9 protein-coding genes are annotated in these 12,365 nt (G+C 57.3%); 5 read left to right on the plus strand and 4 right to left on the minus strand.

The features are described from left to right. Nucleotides 1–5: 5 nt before the first annotated feature. The gene (gene mraZ, locus C1J04_RS11800) at nucleotides 6–509 is read right to left on the minus strand and encodes a division/cell wall cluster transcriptional repressor MraZ (RefSeq protein ID WP_081781250.1); all 504 of its coding nucleotides are present in this window, start codon (nucleotides 507–509) and stop codon (nucleotides 6–8) included. 768 nt (nucleotides 510–1,277) lie between these two features. Beyond that, nucleotides 1,278–2,348, minus strand: coding sequence for an Mrp/NBP35 family ATP-binding protein (locus C1J04_RS11805; RefSeq protein WP_009824939.1), 1,071 nt, complete (start codon nucleotides 2,346–2,348; stop codon nucleotides 1,278–1,280). Between the two features lie 514 nt (nucleotides 2,349–2,862). Between C1J04_RS11805 and C1J04_RS11810 the strand changes: the two genes are divergently transcribed. Then, nucleotides 2,863–3,075 (plus strand): DUF1127 domain-containing protein, encoded by a 213-nt coding sequence (locus C1J04_RS11810; RefSeq protein WP_009824940.1) that lies wholly within the window; start codon nucleotides 2,863–2,865, stop codon nucleotides 3,073–3,075. 220 nt (nucleotides 3,076–3,295) lie between these two features. On the opposite strand, the gene C1J04_RS11815 is transcribed toward C1J04_RS11810, so the two are convergent. After that, complete coding sequence (locus C1J04_RS11815; RefSeq protein WP_009824941.1) at nucleotides 3,296–5,716, minus strand: ATP-dependent helicase; 2,421 nt, start codon at nucleotides 5,714–5,716, stop codon at nucleotides 3,296–3,298. 349 nt (nucleotides 5,717–6,065) lie between these two features. On the opposite strand from C1J04_RS11815, the gene C1J04_RS11820 reads away from it, so the two are divergent. The 3 genes from C1J04_RS11820 to C1J04_RS11830 all read left to right on the plus strand — a co-directional run bounded on the left by C1J04_RS11820 (nucleotide 6,066) and on the right by C1J04_RS11830 (nucleotide 10,484). Next, nucleotides 6,066–9,506 carry a pyruvate carboxylase gene (locus C1J04_RS11820; RefSeq protein WP_114865370.1) on the plus strand — a complete coding sequence of 1,147 codons (3,441 nt, stop codon included), beginning with the start codon at nucleotides 6,066–6,068 and terminating at the stop codon, nucleotides 9,504–9,506. A gap of 4 nt (nucleotides 9,507–9,510) precedes the next feature. After that, the gene (locus C1J04_RS11825) at nucleotides 9,511–9,897 is read left to right on the plus strand and encodes a VOC family protein (RefSeq protein ID WP_009824943.1); all 387 of its coding nucleotides are present in this window, start codon (nucleotides 9,511–9,513) and stop codon (nucleotides 9,895–9,897) included. Between the two features lie 104 nt (nucleotides 9,898–10,001). Continuing rightward, a complete protein-coding gene (locus tag C1J04_RS11830) occupies nucleotides 10,002–10,484 on the plus strand; it encodes a DUF2244 domain-containing protein (RefSeq protein WP_009824944.1) in 483 nt (160 codons plus the stop codon). Nucleotides 10,485–10,487: 3 nt separating this feature from the next. Here the strand turns inward: C1J04_RS11830 and C1J04_RS11835 are convergent, their stop codons facing one another. Continuing rightward, the gene (locus C1J04_RS11835; protein WP_005854179.1) at nucleotides 10,488–10,946 is read right to left on the minus strand and encodes a GatB/YqeY domain-containing protein; all 459 of its coding nucleotides are present in this window, start codon (nucleotides 10,944–10,946) and stop codon (nucleotides 10,488–10,490) included. Between the two features lie 199 nt (nucleotides 10,947–11,145). On the opposite strand from C1J04_RS11835, the gene carA reads away from it, so the two are divergent. Then, entirely contained in the window at nucleotides 11,146–12,306 is a 1,161-nt protein-coding gene (gene carA, locus C1J04_RS11840) for a glutamine-hydrolyzing carbamoyl-phosphate synthase small subunit (RefSeq protein WP_005854180.1), read from the plus strand. Nucleotides 12,307–12,365: the final 59 nt, after the last annotated feature.

Raw genomic sequence — 12,365 nt, forward strand, 5'->3', positions numbered from 1 at the left:
ATCGATCAAGCCTCCGGCTTGCCGTCCAGGAAGGCCATCGGATCAAAGTCTTCTGGCAGATCGTCCAGCCATTCCTCTTCGCGGGCCTTTTCCTCGGTCTCGTAGGTTTCGGGCTTCCAGATCTGGAAGGTATCACCGGCGGCGATAAAGAATGCTTCGTTTTCCAGGTCGATCTTGTTGCGCAGCTTGGCGGGCAGAACCAGGCGGCCCGTTTCATCGACCGATGTGGGAAAGGACTGACCGTGAAACAGGCGCTGCAGCATCTTGCGTTCCATCGACCCGCGCGGCAGCGCGTCGATCTTGTCGTCCACCTCTTCGATGGCCTGCATGGTATAGCATTCAAGATAGCTGCGGCGGCTGTCGCCATAGACGATCACCAGCTCGGGCGTGCCCCCGTTTTGCCAATTCGGGTCACCGGCTTCCAACACACGACGAAAAGAGGCTGGGATAGACACCCGCCCCTTCGTATCGACCTTGTGTTGGCTTTCGCCTCTGAACCTGCGGCTCACGTGTTTGTCCCTGCCTGCGACGCTTATGCGCCCTAAAATCATGCCCCCGGCGGTAGATGTAGAAACGGCGGGCTGATCTGCTGCCACTGATCAACCCGCCGCCCGTCCCGCCTTGGCGGGGAAGTCCGACTGCGCGCGCCACCTGGGGGGATGTCTGCTCGCTCGCGCGCCGGATCTCTTGGTCTGATGAAAGCGAGGTGCCTGTATGAACCTGCTAGAGTTTTATTTGGTCGTTGGGGTCGTTTGGTGCCCCGTGTCTCGTTCTCATCCGATGCACTAGGGATGCCATGGGAATTGATGGGCGTCTATAAGTTTTTTGGGAAATACACACCAAATTTGGTTTTGCACAGGGTTGTAAATCAATATGTGGGGAAAAAATATCGGCCATTTTTAGCTTATGTCGGCTAAATGTTAAATTTAGACACAACATATTGAGGTTAAAAACGCGCGCTGAAATTTCCCACAATTTCCCAACAATTTTAAACCACAGAGTTATCCACAACCTGCGTTCGCGGCTTGTTCCCCGATCGCAACGCCAATTGCAACTGTTTTATCGCGAAAACTGAGGATTCCGCGCCTCAGACAGCCATTTTCCGCCGAATCACCTTGCCAATCCGGCAGGGTCGGGCCGGCGGCCTCCCATGTTTTCCCATGAGGTTTTCCCATGGGATCCCATACGCACGTCCACACGACGCCGATGAACGCGAAACGCCGCGCAGAGGGCTGCGCGGCGTTGAGTATAGGCAGGATGGTGAAGAAGGTTGCCCCTTAGGCCATCCCACCCTTGATCAAACCTTCGGCGATGCGTGCATAGGCCTGAGCCATAGGCCCATCCCCCGCGGCCACCGGCGTGCCACCATCGCCGGAAAGCCGGGTATCAAGATCGATGGGCAAACTGCCGAGCAAAGGCACCTCCATCTTCGCAGCCTCGGCTGCAACCCCGCCATGGCCAAAGATCTCATGTTCGGACCCACAATCAGGACAGACGAACAGCGACATATTCTCGATCAATCCCAACACGGGCGTCTTCAACGTATTGAACATATCAATCGCCTTGCGCGCATCGATCAGCGCCACGTCCTGCGGCGTCGACACCACGATCGCGCCGGACAATTCGGATTTGGTACATAGTGTCAGCTGCACATCGCCCGTGCCCGGCGGCAGATCGACAAGCAACACGTCCAGCTCGCCCCACTCTACCTGCCCCAGCATCTGCTGCAGCGCGCCCATCAACATCGGGCCACGCCAGACCACTGCCTTCCCCTCCTCCATCATGAAACCGATGGACATCAGGGTCACACCATGGGCGTGCAGCGGGATGATAGTCTTACCATCTGGCGAGGCGGGCCGCTTGTTCACCCCCATCATACGCGGCTGACTGGGACCATATATATCAGCATCCAGCAAACCGACCTTGCGACCTGCCCGCGCCAGCGCCACAGCGAGGTTCGAGCTCACGGTCGATTTGCCCACGCCCCCCTTGCCCGATCCAATGGCGAGAATGCGCTGCACGCCAGCCGGTTTCATCGGGCCATCTTGCGCCTTCGGGTGCCCACCAATCTTGAGGCTTGGGGCCGATTGCTTAGGCGCGGGGCCATGAGCCGTCAGGGCGACTGTTACGCTGGCAACGCCATCAACCTCGCGCACCACGGCCTCTGCCGCGTCGCGCAGCGGGGCCATCTGCGCCGCGACCTGCGCATTGGGGGCTTCTATAACAAAGCGCACCACATCGCCCTCGACCGTCAAAGCGCGGATCAGATCGTGATCTAGGATAGATTTCCCATCCGGCAGCATCACCCGGGCCAGAGCAGATTCGACGTCGGATTTAGAGAGCGGCATGACATATTCCTTTCGAGACTGCTTTTGACATGGCAGTTTCTGGCCAAATCGCAACCCTACGTTCGCATGCCGCACAGCACCAAGGCAAAACGAACATTTAGCGCCCAAAAATTACGCAAAACCCCTATGTTTTCGCTGCATGGCAGCAATGCACAATTTGAGAATTGTGCAAACGCAGCAAATAGGTCAAAAAGGTTTCAGGAACGCAGACACTGCGAGCCAAGAATAAGACCAAACTCATCCATCCTCCTCCCGGATGTGTTTGTTTTCGGCGGCGATACCCTCCTCCTCCCTGGTATCGTCGCCATTTTTTTTCATACAATTCCTCCTGACTGCTAAAGCGTTTGCGCTAGGGTTATTTTGTTCCCGATCAAGACGTTACGTCACCTTTTGCCCATGCGTTTTCTGCATAGCAGCATTGACGATCTGACTATTGTGCAGATGCAGCATTTTACTACATAACCAACACAAGACGAATGATAACGAACACAGACGAAACAAGACGAGGTATCCGATGGCCTACTTGAACGCTACAACCGCACCGACCCTGGCAGACCGCTTTGCCGCGCTGATGTCCGCACTCGAGACTCGCCGCAAGCAACGCCGCGTATACCGCTCGACTTTTAACGAGCTGAGCTCCTTGTCCAACCGCGAGCTGAACGACCTGGGCATGGGCCGCTCGCAAATCCGCGGCATCGCGCTGGAAACAGCACGCAACGCTGCATAAATAATACTGGATCGGGCACACGCACCCTCCCTGTTGTGTGCCTGTAGGAAGCTTCGGGTCTCCTCCTCCTCCCTGAGACCGGCGGCTTTCATAAACGTCCCCTTCCCCCTTTCCTCCCGATTGGATTGGGGACGTAGATAAAGACGGCGGTGCTTTCCTCCCAAAGCACCGCCGTTCTTGCATCTAATTCTTGATATTTCGTAAAACTCATGACGCCCGTTTAGAACGGAACGTCATCCGATGCGCTCAGATAGCGCGACACGACCTTCTTGACCCCGGCCTTGTCAAAGCTGATCTCAAGCTTATCCCCTTCGATTCCAACAACTTCGCCATAGCCAAATTTCTGGTGGAACACCCGCTCCCCCATCGCAAAACTGCTGACGGCGGACATGTCGATCGTCACATTTCGGGCTTCCGAAGGCTGGCTCACGCCGCGCGCTTGGCTGCGCGTCTGCAATCTGCGCCACCCCGGAGAACTATATACATTCGCTTCAGCGGCTTTTTCATGCAGATTCGATTTGGGCATCGCTGCGCCATACCCGCCACCATACAGCCCCGGCGGGGTCAGCACATCCACATGGGCTTCGGGAAGTTCGTCGATAAACCGTGACGGCATGGCACTTTGCCACTGACCAAACACGCGGCGGTTGGCCGCAAAAGAGATCGTGCAAAGCTGCTCTGCCCGGGTGATTCCGACATAGGCAAGCCGCCGCTCTTCCTCCAGCCCCTTCAGGCCAGATTCGTCCATCGATCGCTGCGACGGAAACAGCCCATCCTCCCAGCCGGGAAGAAACACCGCCGGAAACTCAAGCCCCTTGGCCGCGTGCAACGTCATGATCGACACTTTGGCGCCACCATCGTCGCTTTCATTATCCATGATCAAGCTGACGTGTTCCAGAAAACCTTGAAGATTCTCGAACTGCTCCAACGCCTTAACCAGCTCTTTCAGGTTCTCGAGCCGCCCCGGAGCTTCCGGCGTTTTGTCGTTCTGCCAAAAACCAGTATATCCGCTTTCATCCAAAATAATCTGCGCCAATTCCACATGGCTGACTTCGGGCGGGCCATATTCCTCGTGAAACAGCGGCGCGCCTTCGTCGATGACGCTATCGTCATCAACCACAGTCTGTAGGCGCGGGCCCCGGGCCAGTTCGGACCAGCGCTGAATCCCGTCGATGAGCAGACGCAACTGCGCCGCACCACGACCGCCAATCCCGCCATTCGCCAACAGGATCCGCGCCCCTTCCACGAGATTCACACCGTTTTCCCGCGCGGTTTTCTGTATATTTTGTTGCGCTTTATCGCCTAAACCACGCTTGGGCGTGTTCACGATTCTCTCAAAAGCAAGATCGTCATCAGGCGAGGTAACCACCCTGAAATAGGCCATGGCGTCGCGAATTTCTAACCGTTCATAGAAACGCGGGCCACCGATCACGCGGTACGGTAGGCCAATGGTCAGGAATCGATCTTCAAACGCGCGCATCTGGTGTGATGCCCGTACAAGAATCGCCATATCGTCCAATGTGTATGGATCAAGCTCGCGTGTGCCGCGCTGCAACGCTTCGATTTCGTCGCCGATCCAACGCGCCTCTTCCTCGCCATCCCAATGGCCGATGAGACGCAGCTTTTCACCCTCACGGGATTCCGTCCACAAGGTCTTGCCCAAACGCCCCTCGTTTCCTGCGATCACGCCTGAAGCGGCCGCCAGGATGTGCGGTGTTGACCGGTAATTCTGTTCCAACCGCACCACATGAGCGCCTGGAAAATCTTTTTCGAACCGCAGGATGTTGCCAACCTCGGCCCCTCGCCATCCGTAGATCGACTGGTCGTCATCCCCGACACAGCAGATATTCTTGTGACCAGAGGCCAGCAGACGGAGCCACAAATACTGTGCCACGTTGGTATCCTGATACTCATCCACCAGAATATATTTAAACCACCGCTGATATTGCCCCAGCACGTCTTCGTGCTGCTGGAAGATGGTGACCATATGCAGCAGCAAATCACCGAAGTCGCAGGCGTTCAGATCTTTAAGCCGCGCTTGATACTGCGAATAAAGCTCCGCCCCGCGGTGGTTATAGGCCCCCGCATCGGCCGCAGGAATTTTGTCTGGCGTCAATGCGCGGTTTTTCCAGCCATCAATAACGCCTGACAGCAAACGCGCGGGCCAACGTTTGTCATCAATCCCTTCCGCTTTGATCAACTGCTTGAGCAGGCGCAGCTGGTCATCCGTGTCCAGAATGGTGAAATTCGACTTTAGCCCAACCAATTCAGCATGGCGGCGCAACAGCTTGACGCAAATCGCGTGAAACGTACCCAGCCAAGGCATCCCTTCAATGCTCTGCCCCAGCATGTGCCCCACACGGTTCTTCATCTCGCGCGCGGCCTTATTGGTGAAGGTTACCGCGAGAATCTCGTTCGGGCGGGCGCGCCCGGTGTTCATCAGATGCACGATCCGCGCCGTCAAAGCCTTGGTCTTGCCCGTGCCTGCCCCCGCGAGCATCAAGACAGGGCCGTCCATCTGTTCCACCGCGGCACGCTGGGCCGGATTCAGCCCATCAAGATAGGGTTGTGGACGCGCAGCCATAGCGCGCGATGATAGGGAAGCGCCCTCAAAGGCGGCCATTTCGTCAAAATCATTCATACGGCTAATCTATCCTGCGCACGCACCAAATAAAAGACACGTTCGCAAAATGTTCCCGCCGCATTTTCTATTAAGCAGCAGCGGTTTGCGAGCCGTCTAGCGTCAAAGCCGCAGGAATTATTGCTATCTGTTCCTCCTTATTACTCATGTCATTGCATAGTTACGATCGCGTCCTCGACTCGGCGTAGCACCCCATCTCTTTCCAAATGATTAAAAATCCCCCGCGGAGCGCAAAAAAACTTCTACTTGCACACCGCGTCAAACAGACGCAACAATGCCGCAGCGCAGCGTTAGCGCGCGCTCTAGACGCTTGAAAATTAAGATTTCTCGCCAGCAGGAAGGCCTAGCTATGACCGACTTTAAGAAAATTCTAATCGCAAACCGCGGCGAGATCGCCATTCGAATTATGCGCGCGGCCAACGAGATGGGAAAAAAGACGGTCGCCGTTTTCGCCGAGGAAGATAAGCTGGGCCTACACCGTTTCAAGGCCGATGAAGCCTATCGGATCGGGGCCGGTTTGGGGCCTGTCGCCGCCTATTTAAGCATCGATGAAATCATCCGCGTGGCCAAAGCCTCGGGCGCGGATGCGATCCACCCGGGCTATGGGCTGTTGTCAGAAAATCCCGATTTTGTAGATGCTTGCGCGCAGAACGGCATTACTTTTATCGGGCCGCGTGCGGAAACAATGCGCGCCTTGGGCGACAAGGCCAGCGCGCGACGCGTGGCGATGGAGGCCGGCGTGCCGGTCGTCCCCGCGACAGACGTTCTAGGCGATGATATTGAGGTCGTCCGCATGCAGGCGGCAGAGGTTGGCTACCCGCTGATGCTCAAGGCGTCCTGGGGCGGCGGGGGTCGCGGCATGCGCCCCATCGCGAATGAAGAAGAGCTTAAAGAAAAAGTGATGGAAGGCCGGCGCGAGGCAGAAGCAGCCTTTGGCAATGGCGAAGGCTATCTGGAAAAGATGATCCTGAAGGCGCGCCATGTCGAGGTGCAGATTTTGGGCGACAGCCACGGCGAAATCTACCATCTATTTGAAAGAGATTGTTCCGTTCAGCGTCGCAACCAAAAGGTCGTCGAACGCGCGCCTGCCCCCTATCTTACCGAAGAACAACGCGCCGAGATTTGCGAATTGGGCCGCAAAATCTGTGCACATGTTAACTATGAATGTGCCGGTACGGTCGAATTCCTGATGGATATGGACGACAGCAAGTTTTATTTTATCGAGGTAAATCCAAGGGTTCAGGTCGAACACACGGTCACCGAAGAGGTCACCGGCATCGATATCGTACAGGCGCAAATCTTAATTGCCGAAGGCAAGACCATCGCCGAGGCGACGGGCAAGGCCACGCAGGCAGATGTGCAGCTGAACGGCCATGCATTGCAGACTCGGATCACCACCGAAGATCCCCAAAACAACTTCATTCCTGATTATGGCCGCATCACCGCCTTTCGTGAGGCCACCGGCATGGGCATCCGCTTGGACGGCGGTACCGCCTATTCGGGAGGGGTGATCACGCGCTATTATGACAGCCTTTTGGTCAAGGTGACGGCGAAAGCGCAAACGCCCGAGCAAGCGATCGCCCGCATGGACCGCGCCCTGCGCGAGTTCCGCATCCGGGGCGTGTCGACAAACATCGCCTTTGTCGAAAATCTGCTGAAACACCCGACCTTCCTCGATAATAGCTACCACACCAAATTTATCGACCAGACCCCCGAGCTTTTTACCTTTGAAAAGCGCCGCGATCGGGCGACCAAAGTATTAACATATATCGCTGATATTACGGTGAACGGGCACCCTGAAACCAAAGGGTTCGAACGTCCTGCGGCGGCCGTCCGCGCGCCGCAGCCGCCCGCCGCCCGAGCCGAGCCGATGATGGGCACCCGTAACCTGCTTGAACAAAAAGGGCCGCAGGCTGTTGCCGATTGGATGGGGCAGCAGCGACAGCTGTTGATCACCGACACCACCATGCGTGACGGCCACCAGTCATTGCTTGCGACGCGGATGCGCAGCCATGACATGATCAAGGTTGCCCCTGCCTATGCCGCTAATCTTCCACAACTTTTCTCAATGGAGTGCTGGGGCGGTGCGACCTTTGATGTGGCCTACCGGTTCTTGCAAGAATGTCCGTGGCAACGCCTGCGAGACCTACGCGCTGCCCTGCCGAACGTGATGACGCAAATGCTGCTGCGTGGGTCGAATGGCGTGGGCTACACCAATTATCCGGACAATGTGGTGCAGGAATTCGTCCGCGTGGCCGCGACCGAGGGTGTCGATGTTTTCCGCGTGTTTGACAGCCTGAACTGGGTTGAGAACATGCGTGTCGCGATGGATGCGGTGATTGAAAACGGTAAGATTTGCGAAGGTACCGTTTGCTATACCGGCGACATTTTTGATCCGGACCGATCGAAATACGACCTGAAATACTATGTTGCTATGGGCAAGGAACTGAAAGCGGCCGGTGCCCATGTTCTTGGCCTGAAAGACATGGCCGGCGTGCTCAAGCCGAATGCTGCCAAAGTATTGATCAAAGCGCTGAAATCCGAAGTCGGTCTACCGATCCATTTCCACACGCATGATACCGCAGGCACGGCGACCGCGACGATTATGGCGGCCTCCGAGGCGGGCGTGGACGCGGTAGATTGCGCCATGGACGCGCTATCGGGCAACACGTCTCAGGCGACGCTCGGGTCCGTGGTCGAAGCGCTGAAACACACCGATCGCGACACCGGCCTATCGATGGACGCGGTGCGCGAAATTTCTAACTACTGGGAAGACGTGCGTGGCGAATATGCCGCGTTCGAGACCGGCATGCAGGCCCCTTCCTCCGAAGTCTATCTGCACGAGATGCCCGGCGGGCAGTTCACCAACCTCAAGGCGCAGGCCGCGTCGATGGGGCTGGATGATCGTTGGCCCGAGGTCGCCAAAACCTATGCCGAGGTGAACCAGATGTTTGGTGATATCGTCAAGGTGACGCCCTCGTCCAAAGTGGTCGGCGACATGGCTTTGATGATGGTATCCCAAGGGTTAACCCGCGCGCAGGTCGAAGACCCGAAGGCAGAAATGTCCTTTCCCGACAGCGTGATAGACATGATGCGCGGCAATCTGGGCCAGCCTCCGGGCGGGTTCCCTGACGCGATTGTCGACAAAATCCTGAAAGGCGAAAAACCGAACACGGAACGCCCCGGTGCCCATCTGCCCCCTGCCGATCTTGAAGCGACACGCAAGGAATTGCGCGACCTTCTGGAAGGGGCTCAGGTTGAAGACGATGACCTGTCAGGGTACCTGATGTACCCCAAGGTTTTCCTGGATTACATGGGTCGTCACCGGACCTATGGCCCTGTCCGTGTATTGCCGACCCGCACCTTCTTCTATGGGATGGAACCGGGCGAAGAGATCACCGCAGAAATCGACCCGGGCAAGACGCTGGAAATTCGCCTGCAAGCCTTGAGCGAGACCAATGAAGACGGCGACGTTAAGGTCTTTTTTGAGCTGAATGGCCAGCCGCGCGTGGTGCGCGTGCCCAACCGGATGGTCAAAGCGACGACCGCACAGCGTCCCAAGGCCGAGATAGGCAACGTCAATCACATCGGAGCACCGATGCCGGGTGTTGTTGCCTCGGTCGGGGCGACGGTGGGTCAAAAGGTCAAATCCGGCGACCTGCTTCTGACCATTGAGGCGATGAAAATGGAAACCGGTATCCACGCGGACCGCGATGCTGTCGTCAAAGCGGTGCATGTCACGCCCGGGGGCCAGATCGACGCCAAGGATCTGCTGGTCGAGTTGGAGTGATCCCATGCGCCTTTCTGCCCTGACCCTGATCGTTCCCAGCTACGACGAAGGAATATCCTTTTACTGTGGCACGATGGGGTTCGAGCTGACACAGGACGAGGACCAGGGGCATAAACGCTGGGTGCGCGTCACCCCTTCGGGTGGCGGCACCGGCTTTATCCTCGCCGAACCGGGTGACGATATTCAGCGTGCAGCGATTGGGAACCAAGGTGCGGGCCGCGTCTGGTTGTTTCTAGAGACCGAGGATTTTGCCCGCGACCATGCCCGACTTTTGGCTGGGGGCGTAACATTCGAAGAAGCCCCCCGCCATGAGCCCTATGGCACTGTCGCCGTGTTCCGCGACGTTTTCGGCCATCGCTGGGATCTGATTGAACCGCGCACGACCCCCTAGAAAAAACATCGGCCCTGACACTTGGGGCCGGATGCATTCTGCCGCATTGATCAGGCCCGTTCTGCTGCTACGTTCAGGCTTGGTACGACAGATGGACACCCCCCATGCCCTATGAATGGAAAACACAACCCGACGCCTCGACACAGGTTCTTTGCCTGCGGCCGCACCAATCCTTGCCGGCAAAGGGATTCGCCAGTTTTATCCTTATCACGTTCGTCCTAATTCTGATCCCCGTTCTGCCACTGTTGGGAACTGTTTTGCTGTGGGGGCTTCTTCCTTTCATGCTTGCCGCCGTCGCGGCAATGTATTGGGCGCTACAGCGCAACCATAAGGCCAGACAGATTGAAGAAGTGTTTACGCTCGACCACAATACAGCACATTTGTCCCATCGCACCGCGCGCGGAGAGGTCAAGGAATGGCAGTGCAACCGGCATTGGGCCGTCGTGACGAAATATGAAAAAGACGGCCCCGTACCCCATTACGTGACCCTGCGCGGCATGGGCCGCGAGGTCGAAATCGGGACCTTCCTGAGCGAAGAAGAAAGGATCGCCCTTTATGACGAGCTGAACCGTTCGCTGTTGCGCTGAGCCTTAGCTCAGCCGCTCTTTCACTTTGGGGCCAACCGCGCCAAAATCCATTTGCCCCGTGTACTTACCTTTAAGCAGGCCGATCACCTTACCCATGTCACGGATCGATGTCGCGCCCACTTCGGCAATGGCGGCATCGACGGCCTTGGCGGTTTCTTCTTCGGTCAGCTGACGGGGCAGAAACTCTTCGATCACGGCGATCTCTTCACGCTCGCGATCCGCAAGATCAAGCCGCCCGCCCTCTTCATAGGCGCGTACGGATTCCATACGTTGTTTCGCCATTTTACCTAAAATCGCGAGCACTTCGGCATCGCCAACACCCGTGTCGCCCTCATCGGCGCGCGCCGCGATGTCTTTATCCTTGATCGCCGCATTGATCAGCCGCAGGGTCGACAGCCGGTCCGCCGCCTTGTCTTTCATTGCCTGTTTCAGTGCATCCGAGATGCGAGTGCGCAGTACCATTACCATCGTCCTTTTGACCCTAGGGGGTATTAAGCCGTGCAACATAGAGATATTCCGCGGCGCAGGCAATGCCACAAGCCTCGCGCAACCCATTGAATAACAACGATATTTCATTTTCAACCTGCTATTGACCCCGACGAACTGCGGCTTTAGGTTGCCACCGTTTAGCTCCATATACCTGCCGCTGGAGGCCCCCGACATGACCGCGACCACATCACCTCGTCCGACTGCCTGCCTGGCGCTAGCGGACGGATCGATTTTCTACGGCATGGGCTTTGGCGCAACGGGAGAGACCGTGGCCGAGCTTTGCTTTAATACAGCGATGACGGGCTATCAGGAAATCATGACCGACCCGTCCTACGCGGGGCAGATCGTGACCTTTACCTTCCCCCACATCGGCAATACCGGCACCAACCCCGAAGATGACGAAACCGGCGATCCGGTCGCAGCGGGGATGGTTGTCAAATGGATGCCCACCGACCCGAGCAACTGGCGTTCGGTCCAGCCGTTGTCCGAATGGCTGGCATCGCGCGGGCGTATCGCGATTGGTGGTATTGATACACGCCGCCTGACCCGCGCCATCCGGCAGCAAGGGGCCCCTCACGCGGCATTGGCGCATAATCCTGACGGCGTTTTCGACGTCGAAGCGCTTGTCGCTGCGGCACGCGGTTTCGCGGGCCTGGAAGGCATGGATCTGGCGAAAGATGTCAGCTGCAAACAATCCTACCGATGGAATGAAATGCGGTGGGCTTGGCCCGACGGCTACACTGCGCAGGAAAACGCACCTCATAAAGTGGTCGCGATCGACTACGGTGCCAAGCGCAACATCCTGCGCTGCCTTGCCTCGGCCGGCTGCGACGTCACGGTGCTGCCCGCCTCTGCCACGTATGAAGATGTGATGGCGCATAATCCTGACGGGGTTTTCTTGTCGAACGGCCCCGGCGATCCGGCGGCGACCGGCGTGTATGCTGTGCCGATGATCAAGGATGTCATCGAAAAGACAGAGCTTCCGGTTTTCGGCATTTGCCTTGGCCACCAGATGCTTGCGCTGGCTCTTGGCGGGCAGACGGTCAAAATGGGTCACGGTCACCACGGCGCGAACCACCCCGTTAAGGACATTGATACCGGCAAGGTCGAAATCACCTCGATGAACCATGGGTTTGCCGTCGATGCGCAAAGCCTGCCAAGCGGAGTGGTTGAAACCCATCAGTCGTTGTTTGACGGCTCCAACTGCGGCATCCGGATGGAGGGGCGGCCCGTCTGGTCCGTTCAGCACCACCCCGAAGCGAGCCCCGGCCCGCAAGACAGTTTCTATCTGTTTGAACGCTTCGCCGCGGCGATGGCAGAGCGGGCCAGCTAAACCTGACAATTGCGGGCGTTCTCTTCATCCGCAATTAACATCCCATTAAGGCATCTCTC

Origin of the sequence: Sulfitobacter sp. SK025 (assembly GCF_003352105.1) — a bacterium.
Taxonomy (GTDB): domain Bacteria; phylum Pseudomonadota; class Alphaproteobacteria; order Rhodobacterales; family Rhodobacteraceae; genus Sulfitobacter; species Sulfitobacter pontiacus.